Source organism: Salipiger thiooxidans (assembly GCF_900102075.1).
Classification (GTDB): Bacteria; Pseudomonadota; Alphaproteobacteria; order Rhodobacterales; family Rhodobacteraceae; genus Salipiger; species Salipiger thiooxidans.
The window spans coordinates 149,172-175,599 of record NZ_FNAV01000002.1 but is presented as its reverse complement, the minus strand read 5'-3'; the positions used below and the strand labels follow the sequence as shown (position 1 = coordinate 175,599).

27 protein-coding genes are annotated in these 26,428 nt (G+C 68.1%); 14 read left to right on the top strand and 13 right to left on the bottom strand.

The genetic code is table 11. From position 1 onward, the window contains the following. Positions 1–7: 7 nt before the first annotated feature. Both BLQ77_RS03110 and BLQ77_RS03105 read right to left on the bottom strand, forming a co-directional pair. Positions 8–748 (bottom strand): FadR/GntR family transcriptional regulator, encoded by a 741-nt coding sequence (locus BLQ77_RS03110; protein WP_089955266.1) that lies wholly within the window; start codon positions 746–748, stop codon positions 8–10. A 101-nt stretch (positions 749–849) separates the two neighbouring features. Then, a complete protein-coding gene (locus BLQ77_RS03105; protein WP_089955264.1) occupies positions 850–1,740 on the bottom strand; it encodes a GntR family transcriptional regulator in 891 nt (296 codons plus the stop codon). A 108-nt stretch (positions 1,741–1,848) separates the two neighbouring features. On the opposite strand from BLQ77_RS03105, the gene BLQ77_RS03100 reads away from it, so the two are divergent. From BLQ77_RS03100 to BLQ77_RS03090, 3 genes are read left to right on the top strand one after another with little or no spacing between them, the layout of a single operon-like run. Further along, complete coding sequence (locus tag BLQ77_RS03100; RefSeq protein ID WP_089955829.1) at positions 1,849–2,853, top strand: zinc-binding alcohol dehydrogenase family protein; 1,005 nt, start codon at positions 1,849–1,851, stop codon at positions 2,851–2,853. After that, entirely contained in the window at positions 2,850–3,950 is a 1,101-nt protein-coding gene (locus BLQ77_RS03095; protein ID WP_089955263.1) for a mannitol dehydrogenase family protein, read from the top strand. Before BLQ77_RS03100 ends, BLQ77_RS03095 begins: the two co-directional genes overlap by 4 nt. Before the next feature lies 1 nt (position 3,951). Beyond that, complete coding sequence (locus BLQ77_RS03090) at positions 3,952–5,448, top strand: UxaA family hydrolase (protein ID WP_089955261.1); 1,497 nt, start codon at positions 3,952–3,954, stop codon at positions 5,446–5,448. A gap of 733 nt (positions 5,449–6,181) precedes the next feature. Here the strand turns inward: BLQ77_RS03090 and BLQ77_RS03085 are convergent. From BLQ77_RS03085 to BLQ77_RS03055, 7 genes are all read right to left on the bottom strand, one after another. After that, on the bottom strand, positions 6,182–7,177 hold the full coding sequence (locus BLQ77_RS03085; RefSeq protein ID WP_089955260.1) for a Gfo/Idh/MocA family protein: 996 nt from the start codon (positions 7,175–7,177) through the stop codon (positions 6,182–6,184). Further along, a complete protein-coding gene (locus BLQ77_RS03080; RefSeq protein WP_089955258.1) occupies positions 7,174–8,061 on the bottom strand; it encodes a sugar phosphate isomerase/epimerase family protein in 888 nt (295 codons plus the stop codon). The genes BLQ77_RS03085 and BLQ77_RS03080 overlap by 4 nt, the downstream gene beginning before the upstream one ends. A 17-nt stretch (positions 8,062–8,078) precedes the next feature. Continuing rightward, complete coding sequence (locus tag BLQ77_RS03075) at positions 8,079–8,912, bottom strand: carbohydrate ABC transporter permease (RefSeq protein ID WP_040383920.1); 834 nt, start codon at positions 8,910–8,912, stop codon at positions 8,079–8,081. Further along, positions 8,912–9,835, bottom strand: coding sequence for a carbohydrate ABC transporter permease (locus tag BLQ77_RS03070; RefSeq protein ID WP_089955256.1), 924 nt, complete (start codon positions 9,833–9,835; stop codon positions 8,912–8,914). The genes BLQ77_RS03075 and BLQ77_RS03070 overlap by 1 nt, the downstream gene beginning before the upstream one ends. 70 nt (positions 9,836–9,905) lie before the next feature. After that, on the bottom strand, positions 9,906–11,120 hold the full coding sequence (locus BLQ77_RS03065) for an ABC transporter substrate-binding protein (RefSeq protein WP_008885863.1): 1,215 nt from the start codon (positions 11,118–11,120) through the stop codon (positions 9,906–9,908). Positions 11,121–11,150: 30 nt separating this feature from the next. Next, on the bottom strand, positions 11,151–12,059 hold the full coding sequence (locus tag BLQ77_RS03060; RefSeq protein WP_089955254.1) for an alpha/beta hydrolase: 909 nt from the start codon (positions 12,057–12,059) through the stop codon (positions 11,151–11,153). Continuing rightward, positions 12,056–12,757: a GntR family transcriptional regulator gene (locus BLQ77_RS03055; RefSeq protein WP_089955252.1), complete on the bottom strand. Its 702-nt coding sequence runs from the start codon at positions 12,755–12,757 to the stop codon at positions 12,056–12,058. Before BLQ77_RS03055 ends, BLQ77_RS03060 begins: the two co-directional genes overlap by 4 nt. Before the next feature lie 135 nt (positions 12,758–12,892). Here BLQ77_RS03055 and BLQ77_RS03050 point away from each other — a divergent pair, with 135 nt between their 5' ends. The 4 genes from BLQ77_RS03050 to htpX all read left to right on the top strand — a co-directional run bounded on the left by BLQ77_RS03050 (position 12,893) and on the right by htpX (position 15,704). Next, the gene (locus tag BLQ77_RS03050) at positions 12,893–13,969 is read left to right on the top strand and encodes an ABC transporter ATP-binding protein (RefSeq protein ID WP_089955250.1); all 1,077 of its coding nucleotides are present in this window, start codon (positions 12,893–12,895) and stop codon (positions 13,967–13,969) included. A 234-nt stretch (positions 13,970–14,203) separates the two neighbouring features. Beyond that, positions 14,204–14,491 (top strand): type 2 periplasmic-binding domain-containing protein, encoded by a 288-nt coding sequence (locus tag BLQ77_RS03045; RefSeq protein ID WP_131821984.1) that lies wholly within the window; start codon positions 14,204–14,206, stop codon positions 14,489–14,491. A gap of 6 nt (positions 14,492–14,497) precedes the next feature. Next, entirely contained in the window at positions 14,498–14,656 is a 159-nt protein-coding gene (locus BLQ77_RS28655; protein ID WP_165617014.1) for a hypothetical protein, read from the top strand. 118 nt (positions 14,657–14,774) lie between these two features. Then, positions 14,775–15,704, top strand: a complete 930-nt coding sequence (htpX, locus tag BLQ77_RS03040; protein WP_089955242.1) for a zinc metalloprotease HtpX — start codon at positions 14,775–14,777, stop codon at positions 15,702–15,704. 100 nt (positions 15,705–15,804) lie between these two features. Here htpX and BLQ77_RS03035 read toward each other — a convergent pair whose 3' ends face one another. The 4 genes from BLQ77_RS03035 to BLQ77_RS03020 all read right to left on the bottom strand — a co-directional run bounded on the left by BLQ77_RS03035 (position 15,805) and on the right by BLQ77_RS03020 (position 19,996). Continuing rightward, the gene (locus tag BLQ77_RS03035; RefSeq protein ID WP_008886191.1) at positions 15,805–16,902 is read right to left on the bottom strand and encodes an ABC transporter ATP-binding protein; all 1,098 of its coding nucleotides are present in this window, start codon (positions 16,900–16,902) and stop codon (positions 15,805–15,807) included. Between the two features lie 4 nt (positions 16,903–16,906). Continuing rightward, the gene (locus tag BLQ77_RS03030) at positions 16,907–17,815 is read right to left on the bottom strand and encodes a carbohydrate ABC transporter permease (RefSeq protein WP_008885338.1); all 909 of its coding nucleotides are present in this window, start codon (positions 17,813–17,815) and stop codon (positions 16,907–16,909) included. Continuing rightward, positions 17,808–18,683: a carbohydrate ABC transporter permease gene (locus BLQ77_RS03025; RefSeq protein WP_089955238.1), complete on the bottom strand. Its 876-nt coding sequence runs from the start codon at positions 18,681–18,683 to the stop codon at positions 17,808–17,810. Before BLQ77_RS03025 ends, BLQ77_RS03030 begins: the two co-directional genes overlap by 8 nt. A 68-nt stretch (positions 18,684–18,751) precedes the next feature. Then, positions 18,752–19,996 (bottom strand): ABC transporter substrate-binding protein, encoded by a 1,245-nt coding sequence (locus BLQ77_RS03020; RefSeq protein ID WP_089955234.1) that lies wholly within the window; start codon positions 19,994–19,996, stop codon positions 18,752–18,754. Positions 19,997–20,239: 243 nt separating this feature from the next. On the opposite strand from BLQ77_RS03020, the gene BLQ77_RS03015 reads away from it, so the two are divergent. From BLQ77_RS03015 to BLQ77_RS02985, 7 genes are all read left to right on the top strand, one after another. Further along, on the top strand, positions 20,240–20,977 hold the full coding sequence (locus BLQ77_RS03015) for a response regulator transcription factor (RefSeq protein ID WP_089955231.1): 738 nt from the start codon (positions 20,240–20,242) through the stop codon (positions 20,975–20,977). After that, a complete protein-coding gene (locus BLQ77_RS03010) occupies positions 20,974–22,434 on the top strand; it encodes a sensor histidine kinase (RefSeq protein ID WP_175583710.1) in 1,461 nt (486 codons plus the stop codon). Before BLQ77_RS03015 ends, BLQ77_RS03010 begins: the two co-directional genes overlap by 4 nt. A gap of 74 nt (positions 22,435–22,508) precedes the next feature. Further along, entirely contained in the window at positions 22,509–22,757 is a 249-nt protein-coding gene (locus BLQ77_RS03005) for an acylphosphatase (protein WP_040383921.1), read from the top strand. 157 nt (positions 22,758–22,914) lie between these two features. Further along, positions 22,915–23,553 (top strand): Rieske 2Fe-2S domain-containing protein, encoded by a 639-nt coding sequence (locus tag BLQ77_RS03000; RefSeq protein ID WP_089955228.1) that lies wholly within the window; start codon positions 22,915–22,917, stop codon positions 23,551–23,553. Next, on the top strand, positions 23,550–24,395 hold the full coding sequence (locus BLQ77_RS02995; protein WP_089955224.1) for an aromatic ring-hydroxylating oxygenase subunit alpha: 846 nt from the start codon (positions 23,550–23,552) through the stop codon (positions 24,393–24,395). The genes BLQ77_RS03000 and BLQ77_RS02995 overlap by 4 nt, the downstream gene beginning before the upstream one ends. Further along, positions 24,392–25,066 (top strand): glutathione S-transferase family protein, encoded by a 675-nt coding sequence (locus BLQ77_RS02990; RefSeq protein WP_089955221.1) that lies wholly within the window; start codon positions 24,392–24,394, stop codon positions 25,064–25,066. The genes BLQ77_RS02995 and BLQ77_RS02990 overlap by 4 nt, the downstream gene beginning before the upstream one ends. 1 nt (position 25,067) lies before the next feature. After that, complete coding sequence (locus tag BLQ77_RS02985) at positions 25,068–26,423, top strand: amidohydrolase (protein WP_089955217.1); 1,356 nt, start codon at positions 25,068–25,070, stop codon at positions 26,421–26,423. Positions 26,424–26,428: the final 5 nt, after the last annotated feature.

Here is a 26,428-nt window from a genome sequence, read left to right as displayed (position 1 = left end):
CTCCGTATCAGCTCGTTTGTTTCGAATGGATGGGTCGCTGGACCGGCCAGATCGTGATCGGCTCGGACCGGCGTTCGCGCGTGGCCAGCCAGCTGGCCAGCACCTCGCCCGAATGCTGGAAATGGTCGGCCAGCGCCTGCGCCAGCGCCGCCGCGTCGCGGGACTCGAGCGCCGCGATGATGTGGTCGTGCTGGGCCTTGGCGGTCGCGGTGTTGAGCTCCTGCGACTTGCCGACCTCGAGATAGTATTTCAGCGGCACCGACAGCACGTCGTACATGCGGGCCAGCACCTCGTTGCCGGCGGCCTGCACCAGCCCGTAGTGGAAATCGTAATCCGCCTGCGCGGCTTCGGCGGCGGTCAGCGCCGCGACCATGCGGGCGTTGGCGGCGCGGATGGCGTCGAGCTGGGCGTCGGTGACGTGGCAGACCATCAGCGGCGCGGCGCCGGTCTCGTTGATGCGACGGAAGTTCAGCACATCGGTGAAGCTGCGGGCGGAGGTGTCGAAGTGGTTGGTCAGCTCCTGGAACATCACCCCGAAATCCGGGGTGCGCACCCGCGCGCCGCGCTTGGTCTTCTCGATGAGCGAGAGGGCTTCGAGATGGATCATGGTCTCGCGAATGGTGTTGCGAGACACCTCGAAGCGTTCGGCAAGCTCGCGTTCATTGGGAAGCAGATCGCCGGGCCGGAAGCCTTCGGCAATCTCGCGGCGCAGCACGTCGCGTATCTCCTCCACCGTCGATTTTGCCACCTGTTCCTCCTACAGACCGGGATTTTTGGTTGGACCATAGGGCCACAGAAAAGAGGCCGTCAAGGACGATTCTGACTGTTTGCGCTACCGTAGGCGCGGCGTCAGCCCCAGTTTACCGATGCGAGCAGAGTGGTTCGTGCAGTCGCCAGGTGGTGGTCGAAGGCGGCCAGCGCATCCTCGCCGCGGCCGCTCAGCACCGCCCGGATCACCGCGAGATGCTCCCGGATCGCCGCCCGGTTGCGCGCGGTCTCGTCCCGCTTGTTCCATTGGTAGTGGTAGTGGACGATGATCGAGATCCGGTGCGCGAACTCGTCGAAGAAACGGTTGTCCGCGGCCTGGCAGATGATCCGGTGAAAGCGCGCATCCAGCGCCGGGAACTCGGTCATCGCCGCGTCGTCCCGGGCCAGAAGCGCGATGTGCAGGCGCTCCATCTCGGCCATGCGGGGCAGGGAGGGATGCTCAGGATCGGCAATGAGCTGGCGGATGGCGGCGCGCTCGATGAGCTCGCGCATGTCGCACATTTCGGTGGCATACTCCCGGGTGAAGCCGCGAAACGTCCAGTGTTTGTTGGGGTTCTTCTCGATCAGCCCGCTCACCCGGAAGTTCTGCAGAAGGTCGCGGACCAGCGCCACGGGGATGTCGAGCTGCCGCGCAAGCTCGCTCTCGTGGATCTGCGAGCCGGGCGGCAGGTCGGTGCGCAGGATCCATTCCTGCAGCTGCCGCTCCGCCAGCTCGGCGGGCAGGGCCACGTCCTCGGGCGGGAAGCGGTCCTCGGGGCAGGGCGCCCGCAGCAGGGTCTTTCGGCGCCCCTCCCACTCGACGACGCCGAGCTGCACGAGATGGGCGAGCACGTTGCGCGCGGTGGTCCGGCTGATCGAGAGCTTCGCCGCGAGCTCGGCCTCCGAGCCCAGCTCCGCGCCGGGGGCAAGCGCGCCGAACGAGGCCAGCGCGCTGTTCACCGCCGCCTTGAAGGTCTGGTTCTGTCGCGACATCGCGTGTCCTCCCGCAATTCCATCTTGAGGTAAAGGTATTTTATTTATAAAAAACCGTAAAGACCGTGCGCGACTCCCCTCGCCACCCGTCAGCCTATGGAGGACCCCATGACCGCACCCGAGATGAAAGCCCTGCTGTGTGACGAGCCGGGCAAACTCACCTGCGTGACCCGCCTGCGTCCCGAGGACAAGCCGGGCCACCTGCGCATCCGCATCGAAGCCATCGGCATCTGCGGCACCGACTACCACATCTTCGGCGGCAACCAGCCCTTCCTGCAGTATCCTCGCGTCATGGGGCACGAGCTTTCGGGACGGGCCATGGCGGACAGCGCCGACGGGCGCATCAGGGAAGGCGATCTGGTGGTGGTGAACCCCTACCTGACCTGCGGCGAATGCCGGGCCTGCCAGATCGGCAAGCCCAACTGCTGCTCGAACATCGCGGTGCTCGGCGTGCACACCGACGGCGGCATGTGCGAAGTGATCGTCGTGCCCGAGGGCAACCTCTACCCGGCGGGCGACCTGAGCCCGCAGGCCGCGGCCATGGTCGAGTTCCTCGCCATCGGTGCCCACGGCGTGCGCCGCTCGGGTCTGGGCGCGGGCACGACGGCGCTGATCGTCGGCGCGGGCCCCATCGGCGTCGGCGCCGGGCTCTTCGCCCACATCGCCGGGGCCGAGGTCACCCTGCGCGACACCTCGCCGGACCGCCTTGCGCTGGCGCAGGCGATCATCCCCTCGGCCAAGGTCGAGCTGGTCTCCGAGATGGCCGACACCGTCTATGACACCGTCTTCGACGCCACCGGCAACATCGGCGCCATGAACGCTGGCCTCAACTACCTCGCCCACGGCGGCAACTACGTGCTGCTCTCGGTGGTGAAGGGCGATCTGAACTTCGCCGACCCCGAGTTCCACAAGCGCGAGACCACGCTCTTCGCGAGCCGCAACGCGCTCAAGGTCGATTTCGAGCACGTCATGGACTGCATGGCCAGGGGCCTTGTCCCGGTCGACAAGATCGGCACCCACCGCACCACCATCGAGGGCGCGGTCGAGGACCTGCCGAAGTGGGCGCAGGACCGCGGCACCGTGGTCAAGGCGCTGATCGAGGTGGCCGCATGAGCGTGACCCCCATCGTCCAGTTCGGCACCTCGCGCTTCCTTCAGGCGCATGCCGACCTGTTCTTCGCCGAGGGCAAGCCCGCCCGCGCCATCACCGTGGTGCAGAGCTCGGGCGATGCCTCGCGCGCCGCGCGGCTGGGTGCGCTGGCAGCCGAGGACGGCTACCCGGTCCGCATCCGCGGTCAGCAGGACGGCAAGGTCGTCGATGAAGAGCGCCGCGTGACCTCGGTCAAGCGTACGCTCTCGACCGCCACCGACTGGGCCGAGTTGTCGCGCGTGGTCTCGCAAGAGGCCGAGATCATCCTGTCGAACACCTCGGATTCGGGCTTCGACCCGAAGCCCGCCGACGACAAGGCCCGCCCCGATCAGGCGATGTCCTACCCCGCGAAGCTCTTCCATCTGCTGGCCGGGCGCCACGCGGGCGGGGGCAAGCCGCTGACCATCTTCCCGATGGAGCTGATCCCCGAGAACGGCACCGTGCTCAGGACCCGCGTGCTCGAGATCGCCGCCGGTCAGAAGGCCGATCCGCAGCTGGTGCGTTGGCTGGAGAGCTGCCTCTGGGTGAACAGCCTCGTCGACCGCATCGTCTCGGAACCCATCGAGCCGGTGGGCGCCGTGGCCGAGCCCTACGCGCTCTGGGCCATCGAGGCGCAGGAGGGGCTGGCGCTGCCGGTGGTGCATCCGTCGGTCGAGCTGGTCGAGGATCTCGAAGAGATCGAGCGGCTGAAGCTGCACATCCTCAACCTTGGCCACACCGCCATGGCCGCCTTCTGGATGGAGGGCGAGGCCGCTCCCGACGCCATCGTGCGCGACCTGCTCGCGGGCGAGGTCGGCGACCGGGTCAAGGCGGTGATGCAGGCCGAGGTGCTGCCGGGCTTCGCGCTGCGCGGGCTCGGCGCCAAGGCCGAGGCCTATCTCGCCGTGACGCTCGAGCGTTTCGCCAACCCGTTCCTCGATCACCGCATCGCCGACATCGCGCAGAACCACGCCCAGAAGCTCGAGCGCCGCATCGGCGCCTTCCTGGCCTGGGTGCGCGAGGTCGAGCCGGGTTACGAGGCCCCGGTGCTGGACGCTCTTTGTGCAAGAGAGGACGCCTGACATGTCAGCCCCCACGATCATGGTCCTCGACCCCACCGACACGGTGGCGGTCGTTCTGTCGGACATGGACGCAGGTGAGACCCGCGACGGCATCACCGCGCTCGAAGCGATCCCGCGCGGCCACAAGGTGGCCCGCAAGGCGATGAAGGCGGGCGATCCGGTGCTCAAGTACGGCCAGGTCATGGCGGTGGCGAGCGTCGACATTCCCGAGGGCGCCCATGTGCACGTGCAGAACTGCGCGCTGCCCGAGGGCAGCCACGGCATCAGCGCCGCGCAGGCGCGCCTGCCCGAGGCGCCGACGCGCAACACCTTCCAAGGCTTCGCCCGGCCCGATGGGCGGGTGGGGACACGCAACTACATCGGGGTGATCGCCTCGGTGAACTGCTCGACCACGGTGTGCGACGCCATCGCGGCCGAGGCCAACCGGACGCTGCTGCCCAAGTATCCCAACGTCGACGGCTTCGCGCCCATCGTGCACGACCAGGGCTGCGGCATGGCAAACCAGGGCGAGGGCTTCGACGCGCTCGTGCGCACGCTCAAGGGCTACCGCGACCACCCGAACTTCGGCGGCGTGCTGATCATCGGGCTGGGCTGCGAGGTCAACCAGCTGACGCTCTACAAGCCCACGGAGTGGACCAGGGAGCGCTTCAAGACCTTCAACATCCAGGAGGTCGGCGGGTCCCGGTCCGCGGTGAAGCGCGCGCTCGACCTGCTCGAGCCCATCGCCGCCATGGCCAACGAGGACACGCGCAGCGAGCAGCCGGTGTCGAAGCTGACGCTCGGCATGCAATGCGGCGGGTCGGACGGCTTCTCGGGCATTACCGCGAACCCGGCGCTCGGCGTGGCGTCGGACATGCTGGTGGCCGCGGGCGGGACCTCGATCCTGTCCGAGACGCCCGAGATCTACGGCGCCGAGCACCTGCTCATCGCGCGGGCCGACGAAGCCACCGGCCAAAAGATCGAGGACATGATCGCCTGGTGGCGCGACTACGCGTCGAAGAACGGTGCCTCGCTCGACAACAACCCGAGCCCGGGCAACAAGAAGGGTGGGCTGACCACCATTCTCGAGAAATCCCTGGGCGCGGTCGCGAAGGGCGGGCTGGCGCCGCTTTCGGGCGCGTTCGCCTATTCCGAGAAGATCGACACCCACGGCTTCGTCTACATGGACAGCCCCGGCTACGACCCGGTGGCGGCGACGGGGCAGGTGGCCTCGGGCGCCAATCTCATCGCCTTCACCACGGGGCGGGGCTCGTGCTTCGGTGCCAAGCCCGCGCCGTCGATCAAGCTGTCGTCCAACTCGCAACTGGCGCGCTCGATGGCCGAGGACATCGACATCGACTGCGGCGGCGTGGTCGAGGAGGGCGTGAGCCTGACCGAGATGGGCGAGCGCATCTACGACCTGCTGCTCGACGTGGCCTCGGGCAAGAAGACCATGTCCGAGGAGTTCGGCTACGGCGACAACGAGTTCGTGCCGTGGAAGATCGGCGCGGTGCTCTGAGGTCCTGAGGGCGGGCGGTGCGTTTGGCGCGTGGCGCTGTGTGCTTGAGAGAGGCGTCGCGCGTCCCTCACAAGAGCGAGGTGGCGCGGTTGCCTGACGCGTTTCGGCAGTGTTGAGATGACAGAAAGGCGCGGCACGGAATGTGCTGCGCCCTTTTGGTTGCCCGGAATGGGCCCCGCTGCGCGGTCGCCGCAGGGCGTCTCACGATTTTCCTGAACCAAACACGACGCGACGACGGAACACTGCAAGGCTCGTCCGGCCCGGAGGCTGCCAACAGACCACGCCCGAACCCCGCCCGCGCGGAACAAGGCCGAAGGCCGCCGCGCATCGCCGGCCCGGCCGCCGGGCTGGCGATCTGGCCGGGCTTGGTGCTGCGTGTCGAGGTCCTTCGGACGTGGCCGGGATAAATCGAGAGGTTGCGAGGCCGCATCGCCAACCTGCGGCCCGGCGATGCGCGGCTCTCGTTGCGCGAGGCCTTGGGGGCTCGTGTGCCTCGGCGAGGTGCATCGCGCTTCACGCGCCTGAGCGGCTCGGATGACGTGCCGCTTGGGGGGGAAGCGAGTTTCCCGGCGGTATCGCGTGGTACGCTGATCGGATCGCGAAAAGACCCGCGCTTTGGGCGCGGGTCTTTCTTGTCTTGGCAATCGTTTGAACTTGTCTGTCGCCGAGGCTTGGGATCACCCGCGACGCCCGGACCAGCCTCGCCCCGATCCGGGCCCGACCCGGTCCGAACTCAGGCGCCGATCTGCGAGATCATCCGTTCCAGCCGCTCCATCGCGCGCACGCCGTCGCCGATGTCGGGCACGTCGCGGCTCTCGCCCTTCAGCACCGCCGCCACGTCCGCCAGAAGCGCCGCGTAGCCCTTGTGATCCTCGTTCGCCGCCGCCGTGAAGTTGGGCGTCCAGCTCAGCGTATCGCAGGCGGGATCCAGCACCGCGGCGGGGTCCGCCGCCTTGAACGGCGGATCGCGGTAGAGCGCCACGTTGATGATGTTGTCGACGTGGATGCGGGCGTGATCGCCCATGATCCGGATCTCCTCCATCGGCGTGCCGCGCGACTGCACCGTGCCCATGACGATGTTGCCGATCTTGCCGCCCTCGGTGGTGAAGTTGAGGTGCAGCAGCAGCTTACCCGGCTCGGGCGAGACCGAGCGCACCTGCATGTCGCCGAAATCCTCGCCCGCGAACCAAGGGATCAGGTCCATGTAATGCACGCAGTGGTGCAGGTAGAAGCCGGTGTAGTCGACCTCGCCCTTGAAGTAGGTGGGCGCGGTCATGTAGGCGCCGGTGATCCCCAGCACGTCGCCGAACTCATCGCCCTTGAGGATGTTCATGGCGATCTTGTTGCCGGTGGAATAGCGCTTCATGAACCCCACCATCACCGGCTTCCCGGCCTTCTCGGACGCCTGCGCGATCTCGAGCGCGCCGGCCGCGGTGGCGGCGGGGGGCTTCTCCATGAACACCGGCAGCCCCGCCTCGAGCGCGGCCAGCGTCGCGACCCGGTGCAGCTCGGGCCCCACCGCCATGCCGATGGCATCAAGGCCGGGCGTCTTGATCAGCTCGTGGAAATCATCGGTGAGATGCTCGACGCCATACTCGGTGGCAGTCTTCTTCAGCGCATCGCCGTCGCGGTCGCAGAGCGCCGCGATGTTGATGTCGTTGCGCCCCATCTGGGGCAGAAGCATCTGGCGGGCGTGGGTGCCACAGCCGATCCATCCGATATTGATCATTGGTCCACCTCTGCGAGGGTCAGGGCATTGCGGATGACGCCGAGGCCGGCCATGAGCTTTTCGCTCTCGTCCTCGCGCGGGGCGCGCCAGTGTGCGATGGGCAGCGCGATGCGGTCGTCGGCGCGGCGAAAGGGCTCGAGCGAGATCGGGCCCGCGTAGTTCACCTGCGCCAGTGCGCGCATCACCGCGGTCCAGTCGATATGGCCGGTGCCGGGGTGGCCGCGGTGGTTCTCGTTGGCCTGGAAATGCACGATCCGGTCGCCCGCCATGCGGATGGCGTCGGGGATCGAGCGCTCCTCCATGTTCATGTGGAAGGTGTCGAGCATCAGCTTGAAGCCGGGGTTGTCGACCGCGTCCACCACCTCGCAGGCCTGCCGCGTGGTCGACAGGATGTCGGTCTCGAAGCGGTTCAGCGCCTCGACGGCGAAGGTCACGCCCGCGGCCTGCGCCAGCGGCGCCACCTCGGAGAAGGCGCGGATGGTGCGCTCGGCGCGGGCGGCGATCTCGTCGTCGCTGCGCGGCAGCGGCGGGCGGCCGGCAAAGACCATGGGTTCGCCGTAGAGCGGCCCGCCGACGACGCCGCCGCCAAGCTCGGCCGCCACGTCGATGCAGAGCTTGAGGTAGTCCATGCCGCCCTTCTGGTTTGCGGGATCGTCCGAGGCGACCGAGCGTTGCTGGTTCACCCGCGCCGCGAGGACCACGAAAATGCCCGCGTCGGCGGCGGCCTTCTTCACGTCGGCGATGGAGAGATCGTCCTCGGGCTCGGGCACCAGCAGCTCGACGAAGTCGAAGCCGAGGTCCGCGGCCTTCTGGAAGTAGTGCAGGTCCTTGCCGGCGAACGGCCGGATGAACTGCATGGAGATGATGCCGATGGGATTTTTCAACAGGGGGGTCCTTTCCGTCAGCCCTTGACCGCGCCTTGCGTCAGGCCGGAGATCAGTCGTTTCTGCACCAGCAGGAAGAGCACGGTGGCGGGCATGGCGCCCACGATGCCGCCGGCGGTCAACAGGCCCCATTGCACCTCGTATTCCCCGATCAGCGTCTGCACGGCAACGGTGATGGTGCGGACTTCGCGTCCGCCGAGGGTGAGGGCGTAGAGATACTCGTTCCAGGAGGTGATGAAGATGTAGATGCCGGTGGCGATGATCCCCGGCAGGCAGAGCGGCAGCACCACGCGGCGCAGGGCCTGCAGGCGGGTACAGCCGTCGGTCATCGCCGCCTCGTCGAGCGAGCGCGGGATGCCGTTGATGTAGCTCACCATCATCCAGATGGAGAAGGGGATCGCCACGGTGGAGTTGGCGATGATGAGCGCGAGGTGGGTGTCGAGCAGGCCCAGCACCCGCATCAGCACGAAGAGCGGCAGGATCAGCAGCACCAGCGGGAACATGTTGATGAGCAGGAACTGCAGCATCAGGATCCGCTTGCCCTTGAAGTTGAAGCGCGAGAACGAATAGGCCGCCGTGATGCTGAGCGAGAGGCCCACGACCACGGTGCCGACCGCGACGATGAGGCTGTCGAGCAGGTTGTCGGCAAAGCCCACCGTGCGGAAGAGCCTCGTGTAGTTCTCGATGGTGGCATTGAGCAGGGAGGGCCCCTCGGTGAAGAGCGTCTCCTGCCGGCTGATCGAGGTGAGGAACATCCACAGGTAGGGCCCGAGGGTGAAGGCGAGGATCGCCAGCATCGGCAGGTCGACCGTCAGGATGCGCTTGAGTTTCGTGGGTTTGTGCAGGGCCATCACTCCACCGCCTTTCCGGTACGCCGCAGGTAGAACAGCACCACCACCATCAGCAGCATGGTGAAGAGCACCGCGATCGCCGAGCCGTAGCCGAAGTCGAGGTTGGTGCGCGCCTTGATGAAGGCGTAGAGCGGCAGGGTATGGGTGGAATAGCCGGGGCCGCCGCCGGTCATCACGAAGATCACGTCGAAGCTGTTGGCGACCCAGATCATCCGCAGCAGCACGGCGGTCATCATCACGCCCGAGATGCCGGGCAGGGTGATGTGCCAGAACTGGCGCCAGGCCGAGGCGCCGTCGATCGAGGCGGCCTCGTAGTAGCTCTGCGGGATCGACTGCAGGCCTGCGAGGATCATCACCGCGAAGAACGGGAAGCCCTGCCAGGTCAGCGTCAGGATGATCGAGGCCAGCGCGGTATCGGGGTCGGCAAGCCACGGGATCGCCTGCTGGATGAGCCCCATGCGCAGCAGGAGTTCGTTGGCGATGCCGTAGTTGCTGTCGTAGATCCACACCCACATCAGCGCGATCACCACCGAAGGCAGCGCCCAGGGGATGATGATCAGCGCCCGCGCCACCGGGCGCCAGGGGAACTCCTGGTTCAGCAGCAGCGCGGTCGCCAGCCCCAGCAGCAGCTGCGCCGGGATCGTGGTGCACATCCAGATGATCGTGTGCTTGAGCGAGATCCAGAACACCTCGTCCGAAAGCGCCGCCTTGAAGTTGTCGAGCCCGACCCAGGTGAAGTCGTTGGGCCGGAAGAGCACGTAGTCGTGCAGGCTCATCCAGGCGGTCTGGATCATCGGGAAGAACACGATGGCGAGGGTGACGAGCACCGCCGGCGACAGCATCGCGTAGGGCAGCACATGGCGTCCCAGCGAGGCGCGGCGGGCGGTTCTTTCGGAGACATGTGTCATGGTCGCGTCCGTCATGGGCACGGTCTTTCGGTGTCCGGGGGAAGGGAAGTCCGGGCGCCCTGGGGATGGGCGCCCGGGGGGTGGGTCACTCGGCGAAGAGCTTCTCGATGTTGGTGTTCATCTGCTCTGCGGTGATGTCGCCGGTGAGGACCCGCTGCATGTTCGTGGGCCACTCGGTGTTGACGAAGTCCGCCGTGGCGTTGCTGTTGGGCAGCATCTCGGCGAAGGGCAGGCTGTCGACGGTGGCCTGCACGAAGCGCTGCGGGTGCAGGCTCCAGGCCTCGCTGTCGGACTTCACCACCGGAAGCTGGCCGGTGGCCTCGTTGAAGAGCGCGTTGTTCTCGGGCGAGGACAGGAACGAGATCCACTTCCACGCGGCCTCGGGATCCTCGGCCGATGACAGCACCGCGGTGCTCTCGTCGCCGAAGGCGGTCCACTGGCCACCGCCGCAGGCGGGCACGGGCGCCGCCGCCACGTTGTCGCCAAGCGCCTCGACCATGCCGTTGGCCGAGCCGATGTGGTGGATGGTCATCGCGGTCTTGCCGGCCTTGAAGGCGCCGATGATCTCCTGGAAGCCGTCGTTGGGGGCCGAGGGCGGGAACACCTTGTCCTGCTGGAACAGGTCCGCCACGAACTGCGTGCCGGCGATGCCCGCCTCCGAGGTCAGCCCCTCGGTCAGGCTCACGCCGTCGGCGCCGAGCACGAAGCTCGCCCAGTGGTCGTGGCCGCCCTTGCCGCCGCGGAAGCCGAAGCCGTAGGTGTCGATCTGGCCGTCACCGTCGGTGTCGCGGGTGAGCGCCTTGGCCGCGTCGCGGAACTCCTCGCAGGTGGTCGGCACCGAGAGGCCCAGTTCCTCGAACATGTCGGGGCGGTAGTAGAGGTAGAGCACGACGTATTGCACCGGCAGGTAATACTGCTTGCCGTCCGGGCCCTTGGTGAGCTCGATCAGGTTATCCTGCAGCCCCTCGGTGCCCTCCCACGAGGCCAGCCAGTCGTCGATCGGGGCCAGCGCGCCCATCTCGACGAGGCGCGGCTGGGCGAACATCTTGACCATCGCCGCATCCGGCGCGTTGGCGCCGATGATCGCGGTGTAGAGCTGGTCGTAGTAGCTGTTCCACGGGATGTTCTCGGCCTCGACGGTGATGTCGGGGTTGGCGGCCTCGAACTTCTCGACCAGCGCGTCCATCGGGTTGTCGGCGTTGTCGAAGTGGTACCAGAAACGCACCGTGCTGTCGGCGCTGGCCATGCCCGCGCACAGCGCAAGGGTCGATGCGAGCCCGGTCAAGGTTCTGAATTTCATTGTCTTCCTCCCTAAATGTCCGCCTCTTCCTCAGGCGGTAATGCGTTGAAAGACCTCGCCGGCCCGGCTGAAGGCGTCCGCCGCCTCCGGCAGGGCGAGGCCCATCTGCATGAACCCGTGCACGACGCCCGGGATCAGGTCATAGTCATCGTTGCGTCCCAGCGCGCGCAGCCGCGCCACCAGCGCCTCGGTGTCCGAGAGCAGCGGGTCGAGTTCGGCGGCGTTGAGATAGAGCGGCGGCATCGCGGCAAGCTGCGCGTCGCTCGCGGCCAGCGGCGCCACGGTGGGCGTGCCGCGCTTGGTCTCGGGGGCGTACCAGTCCCAGTAGCGCATCATCTTGGCGCGGGTGAGCCCGGGGCCCTCGGCGTTGCGGATGTAGCTGGGACTGTCGAAGTCGGCGCCGTAGACGCCGTAGAACAGCAGCGCGGCGGCGGGCAGGGGGGCGCCCTCGTCGTGCAGCGCCAGCATCGCGGCAAGCGACAGGTTGGCCCCGGCGCTGTCGCCGCCGATGCTCCATCGCCGGCCCGTGTCGAGCGCACGCCAGGCGCTCAGCACATCCGCGAGGCCCGAGGGGTAGGGGTTCTCGGGGGCGAGCCGGTAGTCGAAGGTCAGCACCGGGCAGGCACAGGCCTCGGCGATGCGCCGCGCGGCGCCCTCATGGGTGGAGACCGAGCAGAGCGCCCAGCCGCCGCCATGCACGTGCAGGATCGCCTCGGTGCCCTTGTCGTTCTTCGGCACCACCCAGCGGGCGGGCATGCCGGCGTGGATCACGGTCCGGGTCTCGGCCATCTCGGGCAGCCCGGCGTTCCAGCGCGTGTTGGTGAGTTCCGCCAGCGCGCGGGCGTGCTGCGGCGGCATCAGCGTCGGATCGCCAAGGCCCGCATCCTCGCGCGCGAGCCTCTCGAGAACCGCCATCATGGTGTCGCTGGGCGTGCTCATGGCTTGCTGTCTCCGTCGCTGAGGTCCGGGCCGAAATCGACGATGGTCGCGATGTGATGCGCCAGCAGCTCGCGCAGCGCCGCCACGTCGCGGGCGGCCAGCGCGTCGAGGATCGGCAGGTGCCGCTCGGCGGTGGCCTCGAGCGCGCGGTTGGGCGTCGAGTTCAGGATCTTGTAGCGGTGGTTGTGGATCAGGCAGCGGGTCAGGATCGGCGCCACCAGCGGCAGGTCGGCGGCCAGGAAGAGCCGGCTGTGAAACGCCCGGTCCCAGACCGACAGCATGTATTCGTCACCGTCGCGCGCGGCGTTGCGCATGCCGTTCAGCATCTCGTGCAGGTCGCGGTCGAGCGCCGCGTCGGCGCGGGCGACCACGCGGTCGAGATAGGAACACTCCACCTCGCGGCGGATGTGCAGCAGGGCGCGGGCGTCGTCGGCATGGCAGGGCGCGACATGGGTGCCGCGGTTGGGCAGGCGCTTGACCAACCCCTCCTCGTTGAGCCGCATCAGCGCCTCGCGCACGGTGCCCTGGCTGCAGTCAAAGCGCTGGGCGAGGTCCATCTCGGTGAGGGCCTGCTCGGGCAGGAGCGAGCCCAGCACGATCTCCTTTTGCAGCGCCTCGAACAGCGCGTGGCTGCGGCGACTGGTCCGGCCCTGCGTGTCGGCAAGGGACGTGACACTGCTGAAACTCTCCACGGCCATCCTCCGCCGTCCTCCTCCCTCGGTGTCGGCAAGCCGGAATCTTCGGGCTTGTCGTCAATTATCAATATTGATAACGTCAGGTATATCGATAATGCAACCCCCGAATTTTCGGGGCGGCCTGTCAGGGAGGACCAGATGGCAGAGATCCGGCTGGAAGGGATCGTGAAGGACTACGGCGCGCACCGCGCCATTCACGGTGTCGATCTGCATGTGAACGACGGCGAATTCGTCGCCTTCGTGGGGCCCTCGGGGTGCGGCAAGTCCACCATGCTGCGGATGATCGCGGGGCTCGAGGAGATCTCGGGCGGCACGCTGAGCATCGGCGGGCGCAAGGTCAACGACGTCGAGCCCAAGGGCCGCGACGTGGCTATGGTGTTCCAGGATTACGCGCTCTACCCGCACATGACGATCCGCGAGAACATCGGTTTCGGGCTCAAGATGCGCGGCTGGAAGGCGGCGGACCTGGCGCCCAAGGTCGAGGACGCGGCGCGCATCCTGCAGATCGGCGACTATCTCGAGCGCAAGCCGGGCCAGCTGTCGGGCGGCCAGCGCCAGCGGGTGGCCATGGGGCGCGCCATCGTGCGCGAGCCCTCGGTGTTCCTTTTCGACGAGCCGCTCTCGAACCTCGACGCCAAGCTGCGGGTCGAGATGCGCACGCAGATCAAGCGGCTGCACGCGATGCTGGGCACCACCACGGTCTACGTCACCCACGATCAGACCGAGGCGATGACGCTGGCGGACAAGGTCGTGGTGCTGAAGGCCGGGCACATCGTGCAGGAAGGCCCGCCGATGGAGCTTTATGACCGTCCCAACTGCCGTTTCGTGGCCGAATTCATCGGCTCGCCGCAGATGAACGTATTCTCGGGCGAGCTCGACCGCAGCACCGGCGCGCCGATCCTGCGCACCGGCGGTGCGGCGATCGCGCTGGGCGAGGTGGCGGCGCGCGACGGCGCGAAGATCGACGTCGGCGTGAGGCCCGAAGATCTCGGGCTCGCGGCACCGGGGCAGGGGCTGATCCGGCCGGTGGTCGACGTGTTCGAACCGCTGGGCTCGGACACCATCGCCATCTGCCGCCTTGGCGAGACCGAGGTCTCGGCCCGGCTCGCACCCAACGTGGCGCTGCGTTCGGGGCAGGAGATCATGCTCGATTACGACCGCGCCAAGCTGCACTACTTCGACAGCGAGACCGGCCGGCGGCTCGAGGCCGCCTGATCCGCACACCCGGGCACCCTTCGGGGTGCTCAATCGGCGAGGGTGCGGGCGTTGCAGCCGCAATCGCCCGCGTCGTGCCCGCATCCGGGACGGTTGCGGGCACGGCACGGGCCGAAATGGAATGCAGGCTGAAAAGTCCCCATCCTTGGGGGCTTTCTTTTTCTCGTTTCGCGCGAGCATGCCGACGGGGGCGAGCGTGACGTCAATCTCAAGCAGCTTGCACAGTTCATCGTCGTGGCCGAGGAGCTGCGTTTCGTCCTCGAAGCCGCCGCTGTCGCGTCAGATCAAGAGCATCGAGGACGGGCCGGGCGCCGCGCTGCTCAATTGCGGCTCGCCAACGAGAGCATTGCCTGCGGCTACCCGAGAGAGGGCTACGTGCTGTGGATGGACTCCGTCGCCGTGCTCAAGGACGCGCAGAACCCTGAGGCCGCAAAGACGTCCATGAATTCCACCATGGAGCCCGAGACCGCTGCGATGATCTCGGAGGTCGCGCGCTACGCCAACGGCAGCTCGGGTTCGTAAGCGTTCATGCCCGAGGACATGAAGACCGCGCGCTGGATCGTCATCCCCAAAGAGCTGAAGGCCCCGGACGTCTTCCGTTCGACCTGCCCGCCGGATGTGCGGCAGATCTGCACCCGGATCTGGACCGACCTGCAGAAGCGGTCCACCATTCACGGAGATCGCTGACCCCGCCGCCCGGCACCGCCCGGGCGGCGGTTCCGTTCCGGCCGGTGCTTTGCGCGGACGCGGGGCGCCCCTATATCACGGGGGACGATCAATGCCGCAGAGCAGAGGAATTCGCAGGATGGGTTACTTCAAGACCGCCATGCTGATGGCCGCGATGACGGCGCTCTTCATGGGGCTCGGCTACCTGATGGCCGGCAGCGGAGGCATGATCATCGCGCTGGTGATCGCCGGCGCGATGAACGCCTTCACCTGGTGGAACTCGGACCGCATGGTGCTGAGGATGCACAACGCGCACCCGGTGGGCGCGAACGACCGCAGCGGGCTGTCGCAGATGGTGGCCGAGCTCGCGCGCAATGCGGGCATGCCGGTACCGGCGGTCTATCTCATCGACACGCCGCAGCCCAACGCCTTCGCCACCGGCCGCAACCCGCAGAACGCCGCTGTCGCGGTAACCACCGGGCTCATGCGCACCCTCTCGCGCGAGGAGCTGGCGGGGGTGGTCGCGCACGAGCTGGCGCACATCCGCAACCACGACACCGCCATCATGACGGTGACCGCGACCTTCGCCGGTGCGATCTCGATGCTGGCCAACTTTGCGCTGTTCTTCGGCGGCAGCCGCGAGCGGCTGGGCATCGTGGGCACGCTGGCGATGATGATCCTCGCGCCGCTGGCGGCGGGGCTGGTGCAGATGGCGATCTCGCGGACGCGGGAATACGCCGCCGACAAGGCAGGTGCCGAGATCTGCGGCCAGCCGCTGTGGCTCGCCTCGGCGCTCGAGCGCATCCAGGCGGGGGCCTCACGGATCGACAACGACGCCGCCGAGCGCAACCCGGCCACCGCGCACATGTTCATCGTCAACCCGCTGCACGCGCACAAGCGCGACAGCCTCTTCGCCACCCACCCGGCGACCGAGAACCGCATCGCGGCGCTGCGCCAGATGGCCGGCGGTGCGGCGCCCCGCCCGCAGCCGCGCCGCGAGGCGCAGGCGCCGTGGGGCGGCGAGGCCCCGCGGGATCGGCAGGACAAGTCGCGCGGCCCCTGGGGCTGAGCGCCCGGTACGACAGGTGAAGGCCCGGTCCCGGGGCGATCCGGATCCGGGCCTTTTTCATGTCCGGGGGCGTGCCCGGATCAACGTGCGGGACCGGGCGTCAGTTCAGCCGCGCGCCGCTCTGCGGTTCGAAATACGACACCTTGGCAAGGTCGAAGGCCAGCCGCATGGTCTCGCCCGGCTTGGCCACCGTCTCGGCGTGCAGCCGCGCGGTGAAGGGCGCGCCGCCCAGCCGCGAGACCACATAGGTGTCGGCACCGGCGGGTTCGACCATGTCGATCAGGCACTCCGCCTCCTGCACGTCCTCGCCTGCGCGGAACCCCGCCTCAGCCACGTCCTCGGGGCGCAGCCCGAGGATCACCTCGTCGGGCAGGTCGCCGGCGTGGTGATCGTGCAGCACGATGGGCGCGCCGTCCTCGCGCCGGATCTCGATCAGCCGCCCCTGGCCGTTGGGCCGGGTCTTGGCGGGCACGAGGTTCATCGCGGGCGAGCCCATGAAATCCGCCACGAAGAGGTTGGCCGGCCGGTTGTAGATCTCGGCGGGCGAACCGATCTGCTGCACCACGCCGCCCTTCAGCACGACGATCTTGGTGGCCAGCGTCATCGCCTCGATCTGGTCGTGGGTGACATAGACCATGGTGGCGCCCAGCCGGTGGTGCAGCTTCTTGATCTCGGACCGCATCTCGACCCGCAACTTGGCGTCAAGGTTCGACAGCGGCTCGTCGAAGAGGAAGAGCTTGGGATCGCGCACCAGCGCCCGCCCGATCGCCACCCGCTGCCGCTGCCCGCCCGAAAGCTGGCTGGGACGGCGGTTGAGGTAGGGCTCGATCTGCAGCTGGTGGGCCACTTCCTTGAGCTTCTTCTCCTGCGTGGCGGCATCGACGCCACGCACCTTCATGCCGAAGGTGATGTTCTTGGCCACCGACATGGTCGGGTAGAGCGCGTAGCTCTGGAACACCATGGCGATGTCGCGGTCCTTGGGCGAGACGCTGGTCATGTCGCGCCCGCCGATCTCGATGCTGCCGCCGGTGATCGGCTCGAGCCCGGCTATGCAGTTGAGCAGGGTGGACTTGCCGCAGCCCGAGGGGCCGACGAGCACGAGGAAGTCGCCGGGCTCGATGGCCACGTTGATGTCCTTGAGGATCTCCACCGGGCCATAGGCCTTGTCGAGGTTCTTGATGTTCAGGATCGGAGCCATGGGATCAGCCCTTTACGGAACCGGCGGTCAGGCCGCGGATGAAGTATTTCCCGGCGAGCACGTAGACGAAGAGCGTCGGCAGGCCCGCGATGATCGCGGCGGCCATGTCGACGTTGTATTCCTTCACGCCGGTGGTGGAGTTGACGATGTTGTTGAGCGCCACGGTCACGGGCTGGGTCCCGGCCGAGCTGAACGAGACACCGAACAGGAAGTCGTTCCAGATCTGGGTGAACTGCCAGATCACCGAGACGGTGATGATCGGCAGCGACAGCGGCAGGAAGATCGCGAAGAAGATCCGCAGGAACCCCGCGCCGTCGACCTTGGCGGCCTTCACCAGCTCGTGCGGGATGGTCACGTAGTAATTGCGGAAGAACAGCGTCGTGAAGCCGAGCCCGTAGATCACGTGCACGAAGATCAGCCCCGGGATGGTGCCGGCGATGCCGAGGATGCCCAGCATCCGCGCCATCGGCAGCAGCACCACCTGGAAGGGGATGAAGCAGCCGAAGAGCATCAGCGCGAAGATGATGTTGGCGCCCTTGAAGCGCCATTGCGCGATGACGTAGCCGTTGAGCGCCCCGAGCACGGTCGAGATCAGCACCGCCGGCACCGCCAGCAGCACCGAGTTCCAGAAGTAGGGACGCAGCCCCTCACACTGGATGCCGGTGCAGGCGCCGGACCAGGCGGTGCGCCACGCCTCGAGCGTGACCGAGCGGGGCAGGGCGATGAGGCTGCCGGTGCGGATCTCCTCGAGGCTCTTCAGCGAGGTGGTGACCATCACGAAGAGCGGCATCAGGTAGAACAGCGCGAAGAGGCCGAGCATCACGAAGAGCAGCCAGCGCAGGGCGATGGTGCTCCAGCCTTTGCGATCCGCTCCGGCGACGCTGGTCTGGGTGGAGAGGGGAATGTCAGTCATGGGGTTTCGCCCTCAGCTCGGAGTAGAGGTAGGGGACCACGATGGCGAAGACGACGGCCATCATGACCATGGCCGAGCTGGCCGCCTGGCCGAGGTCACCGCGCGAGAAGGCCATGGCGTACATGTAGGTCGCGGGCAGGTCGGTGGCGTAGCCGGGGCCACCCCCGGTCAGCGCGATCACGAGGTCGAAGGCCTTGATGGCGAGATGCGCCAGCACGATGAAGGCCGACAGGAAGATCGGCGCCATCGAGGGGATGATGATCGCGGTATAGATCCGCCACGTCGGGATGCCATCCACCTGCGCCGCCTTGATGATCTCGCCGTCGACCGAGCGCAGCCCGGCGAGGAACAGCGCCATCACGAAGCCCGAGGATTGCCAGATGCCGGCGATCACCACGGCGTAGATCGCCCTGTCGGGGTTCACGATCCAGTCGAAGGTGAAGCTCTCGTAGCCCCAGCCGCGGACCATCTCCTGGATGCCGAGGCCCGGGTTCATGATCCACTTCCATGCGGTGCCGGTGACGATCATGGAAAGCGCCATGGGGTAGAGGTAGATGGTGCGCAGCGCGCCCTCGATGCGGATGCGCTGGTCGAGCATGATGGCCAGCAGCAGCCCCAGCACCATCGAGATGCAGATGAACAGCCCCCCGAAGATGTAGAGGTTGTCCATCGCCGTGTCCCATCGGGGCGAGGCGAAGAGGCGCTTGTATTGGATGAAGCCGTCGATCTCGTAGCGCGGCATCAGCTTGGAGCGGGTGAGAGACACCCATGCGGTCCAGCCGATGAAGCCGTAGACGAAGATGAGGACGGCGATGAAGGAGGGTGCGAGCACCATCCGGGGCAGGTTGCGTTCCAGCCACACAGTCATCGTGGTGTTCCTCGGGTCAAGACAAGGACCCCGCGCCCGGGACGGACCCGGACACGGGGAAGGTTGTCTTACATGGAGTTTGCGACGGCCTCGGCCAGCATCTTCACGGCGTCCTCGGAGCTCATGTCCGAGTTGAAATGCGCGGTCACGACGTCGGTGATGGCGCCGGCCTGCGCACCGCGCAGCGCCATGCCGTGGGCGTAGGAGGGCAGCAGCGAGCCGTTCTCGGACGCTGCCGCCATGTCCTCGGAGGATTTCTTGGCGCAGCTGTCAAACTCGTCGAGAGCGACGTCGGTGCGGACCGGGATCGAGCCCTTGTTGAGGTTGAACACCTTCTGGAAGTTCGGGCCGACGATCAGCTTGGCCAGCAGCTCCTGCCCGGCCTTCTTGTCGTCGCCGTCCACTTCGAACATGGCGAAGCTGTCGACGTTGTAGAGGTAGCCGTCACCGGGGGCGCTTTCACAGAGGAAGTCTTCGCCCGGGACCTTGCCGGCGGCGAGGAATTCGCCCTTGGCCCAGTCGCCCATGATCTGGAACGCGGCCTCGCCGTTCATCACCATGGCGGTGGCGAGGTTCCAGTCACGGCCGGGGAAGTTCTCGTCCACGTAGCCGCGCATCTTGCGCATCTGGTCGAAGACCGCGACCATCTCGGGCGAGCTCAGCGTGTCGGCGTCGAGATCGACGAATGCCTTCTTGAACCCGTCCGGCCCGAGAAGACCCAGCGCCACGACCTCGAACACGGTCGCGTCCTGCCAGGCCTGACCACCGTGGGCAAGCGGGATGACGCCCGCTTCCTTCAGCTTGTCTGCGGCGGCATTGAACTCGTCCCAGGTGGTGGGCATCTCGATGCCGTTGGCCGCGAGCACCTCGGCGTTGGCCCAGATCCAGTCGACGCGGTGCACGTTCACCGGCGCGGCGCACCAGTGGCCCTCGCACTTCATGTGCTCGGCGATCGAGGCGGGCAGCACGTCGGCCCAGCCCTCGGCCTCGGCCACGGACGAGATGTCGGCCAGCACGCCCTCTTCGTACCATTCCTGGATCGCGGGGCCCTTGAGCTGCACGGCGGCAGGGGCATTGCCCGACAGGACGCGCGCCCGCAGGGCGGTCATGGCGGCGTCGCCGCCGCCGCCCGCCACGGGCATGTCGGTCCAGGTGCCGCCGTTGGCCGAGAACTCTTCCTGCAGGACGCCGACGGCCTTGGCCTCGCCGCCGGAGGTCCACCAGTGCAGGACCTCGGCTTGCGGCTCGGCTGCGACCGGGGCGGCAAGGGCAAAGAGGACGGCCGACGAGGCCGCCAGAGCGGATAGTTTCATCTGAATGTTCCTCCCAAAGAACAACGGCCGCCACGGGCGGCTGCGTGCCTCCATGTTTGCCGTTTGCGCCTCGTGCTTCAATGCGCTGCAGCAGGTCGGCTCCACGCTGCGGGCAAGAAAATTGCGATCGCTGTTACAGATTGTTACACGCTGTTTCGCGACGTCCTGACTCGACCTGCAGATGCTGCGGATGCGAGAAAGGGGCAGGCCGGGGGGAGGCGATGGGTTGCACGGGATGAGGACATGACGATACCGCGGCTGCTGGTGGTCGACGACGATGCCGAGACCCGTGGCATGATGACCGAGTTCCTGCACCGGAACGGCTTCATGGCGCTGCCCTGCGACAGCGAGACCGGCATCCGCAGCCATCTCGCCAGCGGCCGTGTCGACCTGATCCTGCTCGATGTCATGCTGGGCGACGAGAACGGCGTCGAGATCTGCGCCCGGCTGCGCGCCGACCAGGACGTGCCGATCATCCTCGTCTCGGCGCTGTCGGCGGATCACCAGCGCATGGCGGGCTACGAAGTGGGGGCGGACGACTACATCGCCAAGCCCTTCAACCCCGACCTGCTGCTGGCGCGGGTCAAGGCGGTGCTGGCGCGGGCGCGGCGGTCGTCCTCGCTGATCTACCGCCGGCAGACCTCGACCTTCCGCTTCGGCGGCTGGAGCTACGACGCCAAGCACGACGAGGTGCGCAGCCCCGACGGCGTGCAGATCGCGCTGTCGCGGCGCGAGACGGCGCTGCTGAAGGTGTTCCTCGCCAACCCCCGCATCCCGCTGACGCGCGAAGAGATCGCCGCCGCGATGGATGTCTCGGGCGAGGGCGCGGGCGGCGGCGAGACCCCGGGCCGCGCCATCGACGTGCTGGTCGGGCGGCTGCGCGGCAAGATCGAGACCCGCCCCAAGGATCCCGAGCTTCTGCGCACCGAGCGTGGCATCGGCTACGTCCTTGCGGCGGACGTGGCCGTCGAGGCGGGATGACGCGGCGCTGGCCGGTGCCGCTGCGGCTGCGGACGCTGGGCATGCTGCTCTGCCTCGCCGCCTTCCTGAGCGGCGTCGGCGCCTCGGTGCTGTGGTTTGCCTCGAGCCGCGCCTGGGACCGGCATCTCGAGCGGGCCTTCATCGCCGGGCTGAACCTGAGCGAGACGCTGCAGCAGGGGCTGGCCCCGCCCGAGGGCGTCTCGGTGACGCCGCTGCCGCCCGCGCAGGCGGCACTGGCCGGGCGCGGCGCCTTCTCGCGGCTCGACGGGCTGCCCAGGCCGTCCATCATCACCAACGTTTCGCTGATCGAGCCCGGCCCAGACCCGGTCTCGGGCACGGCGCTGTCGCTCGCCATCGTCTCGGACAGCCTGCAATATCCGGTCGCGGCCGTGGTCTCGGCCGAGGGGCAGGGGGTGCCACAGAAGCTCGCCAGCGTGACCCGGCTGCTGGCCACCTACTGCAGCGAGCCGATCCTCGTCGCCCGCCATGGCGACGGCGACTGGCTGCGCATCGACGGCACCGCCGTCTGGGGCTGCGGCGCGGGGCCCTCGGACTACCGCCTGCTCGCGGTGTTCCTGTCGCTGGTGGCCCTGGTCATCCTCGTGACCGTGGTGGCCGACACCTCGGCGCAGTTCGACCGTTTCGCCCGGGCGCTGCGCGACCGCCGGCGGCTCGGCGGGCCCGAGAGCTACACCGCCGACGGCCCCGAGGAACTGCGCGAGATCGTCTCGGCGGTGAACGCCTATCTCGACACCGAGCGCGCCCAGCTCGAGAAGCGCGCGGTGGTGCTTTCGGGGATCAGCCACGATCTCGGCACGCCGGCGACGCGGCTGCGGCTGCGCGCGGCGCTGATCCCGGACCCGGCGCTGCGCGAGAAGCTCGAGGCCGACATCGACCGCATGACCGGCATGATCGAAAGCGTCCTGACCCTGACCCGCAGCGAGATCAACGCCGAGGCGCCGCGCCAGCTGTCGCTGAACTCGCTGGTCGAGGCGATGGTGGACGACTACCGCGACACCGGCCGCCCGGTCGAACTGCTTGCCCGCGCCGCCCGCATCGTCGAGGGCGGAGGTTCGCTCTTCAGCGCCAAGCGTGGCCACGGCGCGCTGCCGAGGCCCGATCACGTGCTGGTCGTGGGCCGGCCGCTGTCGCTGCAGCGCGCGGTCTCGAACCTCATCGACAACGCGCTGAAATACGGGCGCCGGGCCATCGTCGGCATCGAGGCCAGTGTCACCCACGTGGTGATCACCGTCGAGGACGAGGGGTCTGAGCTGTCTGTCGCCGAGATCGAGGCGGTCATCGCTCCGTTCCAGCGCGGCAGCAACCATGGCAGCATCGACGGCTTCGGGCTGGGGCTCACCATCGTCGACACCGTGGCCGAACAGCACGGCGGGCGGCTCTACTTCGAGGAGGGCGCCCATGGCTTGCGCGCCTGCCTGCAGATCCAGCGCGGCTAGGGCGCGGGGTCAGGCTTGACCTTCGGCCCGCGCGGGCGTTCACTGGACGGCCTCACGCAGGGGAGCCCGCCACCATGGCCACGGAACTTTTCAGCATCGCGGGGCAGGTCGACGCGCCCGGCTTCGCACCGTGGATCGAACGCCACGCCCGCCGCATCGGCGTCGGCGTCACCCTGCTGCAGGCCGCGTCCGACCATGTGGAGATCGAGGTCGAGGGTCCGCCCGCGCTGCTCGACGCGATGGAGATGGGCTGCCTGCTCGGGCCGATCGAGGTCTGGGTCGAATCGATTGTGCGCGAACGGGTTTGCGCGGCCGGGGCGTGATCTTGCGTTTGACCTGAAAATAGGCGAACTCCCCCCTCGCGATGCGATTTCCGGCACGATACCGCGACGTTTTCCGGCGGATCTGCTAGCCTTAGGGCAGGCCGGATGATCGGATCGCGCGGCACCGAAACTTGGTACTCAGGACAGGAATACTTCCGTGACGACCGACTGGACACCCGCGGCGCTCTCGCGCGACATCCCCGCGGCCTCCGCCGCGCCGGGGCAGCTTGGCGAGACCGATCTCGCGATCTGGCGCAGCGCCTCGGGGCGCATCGCAGCATGGTCCGACCGCTGCCCGCACCGGGGCATGCGCCTGTCGCACGGCTTCGTGCGCGGCGAGCGGCTGTCGTGCATCTACCACGGCTGGGGCTACGGCGAGGGCGGGCAGTGCGTGCGCATCCCGGCCCACCCGGAACTGACCCCGCCCGAGGCCATCAAGGTGCCGGTTTTCGCCGCCGCCGAAGCCAGCGGCGTGGTCTGGGTCGCCGACGGGACCCCCGCAGGCGCGCCGCCCGAGTTTCCGGGCTTCGAGGGCTTCCGCAGCCTGCGCATCCACGCCCCCGCGACGGTGCTGGCGCGGGCCTTCGGCGGCGCGGGCCATGTGATCGAGGGCACGCTCGGGCCGTGCGCGGTGGTGGCGCTGATCCAGCCGCTGCCGGGCAACGTCTCGGCGCTGCACCTGCTGGCGCCAGAGGGCGCCGGGCCCGCCACGCTCGACGCGCTGTCGCTGGCGGCCGAGGCGCTGCGGCGCACCGCCGAGGCGCAGGCAGAGCAGGCAGAGGAGGAGACCGCATGAGCGATCAGGGCGCGATGCGCGACCACTGGTACCCGGTGGGCATGACCAAGCAACTGACCGCGGGCGGCCGCGACACGCTGCTGATGGGCGAGCCGATCCGGGTCTACCTCGACAACGGCGCGCCAGCGGTCTCAGATGGCACCGGGCGCAGCCTGCCGGTCATCGACCGCTTCGGCCATGTCTGGACCTCGCTCGGGGCGCCGAACCGCGATCTCTTCACCATCCCCGAGGCCGACCAGCCGGGCCGGCGCCTTGTCGACGTGGGCGTCTGCCGGGTGCGCTGCTCGCCGTTGCGGGCGGTCGAGAACTTCCTCGACATCGCGCATTTCCCCTTCGTTCACACCGACATCCTCGGCTCCGAGCCGCACACCGAGGTGCAGCGCTACGAGGTCGAGATCCGCGAAGACGTGGACGAGGTCTGGGCCACCAAGGTGAAGTTCTACCAGCCGCAGGCCGCCAAGTCCGCCGAGGGCGGCATCACCACCGACTACATGTACCGGGTCTGCGCGCCGACCTGCTCGGTGCTCTACAAGACCTGCCCGCCGAAACCCGGCGAATGGGACGTGATCGCGCTTTTCGTGCAGCCGCTGACCGAGACGCTCTGCGAGGTCTGGCCGTGGATGGCGCTTTACGACGACGCGGCCGAGATGACCGACCTCATCCATTTCCAGCAGATGATCTTCGTGCAGGACCGTTCGGTGCTGGAGAACCAGCTGCCGGCGCTGCTGCCGCTCGATCCGGGGATGGAGATTCCGACCCGGGCCGACATGACCTCGATCGCCTACCGCCGCTGGCTCAAGCGGCACGGCTTCACCTACGGCGCGCAACTGGTGGCGGCATGATCTTCTACGACTACATTCTTTCGCCCTCCTGCTACCGGGTGCGGCTTTTCGCGGCCGTGATCGGCCGCCGGCTCGACCTGCGGGCCGTCGACTTCCACCCTGGGCAGGAGCACCGTTCGGACGCCATGCTGGCGCTCAATCCGGCGGGCACCCTTCCGGTGCTGAAGGACGACGGCATCGTGCTGACCGAGAGCACCGCGATCCTGACCTATCTCGCCGCCCATGACGCCCCCGCCTGGCTGGGCGACGACACCCCGGTCATGCGCGCCCGTGTGGCGCAGTGGCTGGCCTTCGCGCAGCGGCTGACCGACAGCGCAGGTGCTGCGCGCGCCCATGACATGCTGCTGGCGCCCGGCGACATCGACGCGCTGCGCGCCGAGGCCACCACCGCCCTGCGCGAGCTCGAGGCGGCGCTCTCCGCCGCCCGCCGGCGGGGCGAGAGCTTCCTCGCGGGCAACCGTCCGACCATCGCCGACATCGCCTGCTTCCCGCACGTGGCGCTGGCGCCGGACGGGGGGCTGCCGCTCGACCCCTATCCGTCGATCCGGCTCTGGATGCGGGCGCTGCGCGGGCTCGAGGGCTTCATCGAGATGCCCGGCATCCACCGCCTGCACGAGCTGCTGCCCGAACCCGGGCCGATGCCTGACGTGATCCGCAAGGAGCGTGCCTGACATGCCCGGATACCTTCTGAAAGGCTGCGCCGCCGTGGTGACCGGCAACGGGGTGCTGCGCGATGTCGACCTGCTGACCGAGGGCCCCGCCATCAAGGCCATTGGCCCCTCGCTCGAGGCCAAGGGGGCCGAGGTCATCGACGCCGCGGGCTGGTTCGTCTACCCGGGGCTCGTCAACACGCACCACCACTTCTTCCAGTGCTTCGTGCGCAACCGCGTCGATCTGGACTGGACCAGGCTTTCCGTCATCGAGTGGCTCGACCGGATCTATCCGATCTTCGCCCAGCTCACCGAGGACTGCTTCTACCACGCCTCGGTCACGGCGCTGGCGGAGCTTGCCAAGCACGGCTGCACCACCGCCTTCGACCACCAGTACTGCTTCCCGCGCAAGGCCGGGAAGGGCATCGTCGACCGCCAGTTCGAGGCTGCCGAGAAGATCGGCCTGCGCTTCCATGCGGGCCGGGGCACCAACACGCTGCCGAAGTCCGAAGGCTCGACCATCCCCGACGAGATGCTCGAGACCACCGACGAGTTCCTCGCCGATTGCGAGCGGCTCATCGACGCCTACCACGATGCGGGGCCGTTCTCGATGCGGCAGGTGTCGCTGGCGCCGTGCCAGCCGGTGAACGGCTACCGCGAGACCTTTGTCGAGAGCATCCGGCTTGCCCGCGACAAGGGCGCCATCCTGCACACCCATGTGGGCGAGGGCGAATCCGAGGTCATCCGCGCCCGTCACGGCATGCGCACCGTCGATTACCTCGAAGAGATGGGTTTCTGTGGCCCCGACACCTTCTACGCCCATTGCTGGGAGCTTACCGACGCCGAGCTGCGCCAGATGGCGGCCAGCGGCACCGGCGTGTCGCATTGCCCCGAGCCTGTCTACCTCGTGGGCGCCGAAGTCACGCCCATTCCGGCGATGGAGGCCTTCGGCGTGCGCGTGGGGCTGGGCTGTGACGGGGCGGCGAGCAACGACAACTCGAACCTCATGCACTGCCTGCACTCGGCCTACATGCTGCAATGCCTCGTCGCGTCCTCGCGCGAGCATCCGGTGCCGGACCCGGCGACGTTCCTGCGCTACGGCACCTCGGGCGGGGCGTCGCTTCTGGGCCGCACCGACATCGGTCAGCTGGTGCCCGGCATGGCGGCGGATCTCTTCGCCATCGACAGCCGCCGGATGGATTACGTGGGCACCCGCCACGACCCAGAAAGCCTGATCCCCCGCGTGGGCATCGGCATGGCCACCGACATGACCATGGTCAACGGCAAGATCGTCTGGGCCGACGGGGAATTCCCCGGGCTCGACGAACGGGAGATGGCCGCCGACGCAGAAGCGGCCCTCGCAACCATCGATATTTGACAGGG

Excerpts from the sequence above, each read along its gene's own strand:
- htpX (WP_089955242.1), top strand. The coding sequence starts at position 14,775 with ATGGGTTACTTCAAGACCGCCATGCTGATGGCCGCGATGACGGCGCTC.
- BLQ77_RS03015 (WP_089955231.1), top strand. The coding sequence starts at position 20,240 with ATGACGATACCGCGGCTGCTGGTGGTCGACGACGATGCCGAGACCCGT.
- BLQ77_RS03095 (WP_089955263.1), top strand. The coding sequence starts at position 2,850 with ATGAGCGTGACCCCCATCGTCCAGTTCGGCACCTCGCGCTTCCTTCAG.
- BLQ77_RS03105 (WP_089955264.1), bottom strand. The coding sequence starts at position 1,740 with ATGTCGCGACAGAACCAGACCTTCAAGGCGGCGGTGAACAGCGCGCTG.
- BLQ77_RS03035 (WP_008886191.1), bottom strand. The coding sequence starts at position 16,902 with ATGGCTCCGATCCTGAACATCAAGAACCTCGACAAGGCCTATGGCCCG.
- BLQ77_RS03025 (WP_089955238.1), bottom strand. The coding sequence starts at position 18,683 with ATGACTGTGTGGCTGGAACGCAACCTGCCCCGGATGGTGCTCGCACCC.
- BLQ77_RS03005 (WP_040383921.1), top strand. The coding sequence starts at position 22,509 with ATGGCCACGGAACTTTTCAGCATCGCGGGGCAGGTCGACGCGCCCGGC.
- BLQ77_RS03070 (WP_089955256.1), bottom strand. The coding sequence starts at position 9,835 with ATGACGGACGCGACCATGACACATGTCTCCGAAAGAACCGCCCGCCGC.
- BLQ77_RS03020 (WP_089955234.1), bottom strand. The coding sequence starts at position 19,996 with ATGAAACTATCCGCTCTGGCGGCCTCGTCGGCCGTCCTCTTTGCCCTT.
- BLQ77_RS03055 (WP_089955252.1), bottom strand. The coding sequence starts at position 12,757 with ATGGCCGTGGAGAGTTTCAGCAGTGTCACGTCCCTTGCCGACACGCAG.
- BLQ77_RS02990 (WP_089955221.1), top strand. The coding sequence starts at position 24,392 with ATGATCTTCTACGACTACATTCTTTCGCCCTCCTGCTACCGGGTGCGG.
- BLQ77_RS02995 (WP_089955224.1), top strand. The coding sequence starts at position 23,550 with ATGAGCGATCAGGGCGCGATGCGCGACCACTGGTACCCGGTGGGCATG.
- BLQ77_RS03050 (WP_089955250.1), top strand. The coding sequence starts at position 12,893 with ATGGCAGAGATCCGGCTGGAAGGGATCGTGAAGGACTACGGCGCGCAC.
- BLQ77_RS03030 (WP_008885338.1), bottom strand. The coding sequence starts at position 17,815 with ATGACTGACATTCCCCTCTCCACCCAGACCAGCGTCGCCGGAGCGGAT.
- BLQ77_RS03075 (WP_040383920.1), bottom strand. The coding sequence starts at position 8,912 with ATGGCCCTGCACAAACCCACGAAACTCAAGCGCATCCTGACGGTCGAC.
- BLQ77_RS03100 (WP_089955829.1), top strand. The coding sequence starts at position 1,849 with ATGACCGCACCCGAGATGAAAGCCCTGCTGTGTGACGAGCCGGGCAAA.
- BLQ77_RS02985 (WP_089955217.1), top strand. The coding sequence starts at position 25,068 with ATGCCCGGATACCTTCTGAAAGGCTGCGCCGCCGTGGTGACCGGCAAC.
- BLQ77_RS28655 (WP_165617014.1), top strand. The coding sequence starts at position 14,498 with ATGCCCGAGGACATGAAGACCGCGCGCTGGATCGTCATCCCCAAAGAG.
- BLQ77_RS03060 (WP_089955254.1), bottom strand. The coding sequence starts at position 12,059 with ATGAGCACGCCCAGCGACACCATGATGGCGGTTCTCGAGAGGCTCGCG.
- BLQ77_RS03010 (WP_175583710.1), top strand. The coding sequence starts at position 20,974 with ATGACGCGGCGCTGGCCGGTGCCGCTGCGGCTGCGGACGCTGGGCATG.
- BLQ77_RS03090 (WP_089955261.1), top strand. The coding sequence starts at position 3,952 with ATGTCAGCCCCCACGATCATGGTCCTCGACCCCACCGACACGGTGGCG.
- BLQ77_RS03085 (WP_089955260.1), bottom strand. The coding sequence starts at position 7,177 with ATGATCAATATCGGATGGATCGGCTGTGGCACCCACGCCCGCCAGATG.
- BLQ77_RS03065 (WP_008885863.1), bottom strand. The coding sequence starts at position 11,120 with ATGAAATTCAGAACCTTGACCGGGCTCGCATCGACCCTTGCGCTGTGC.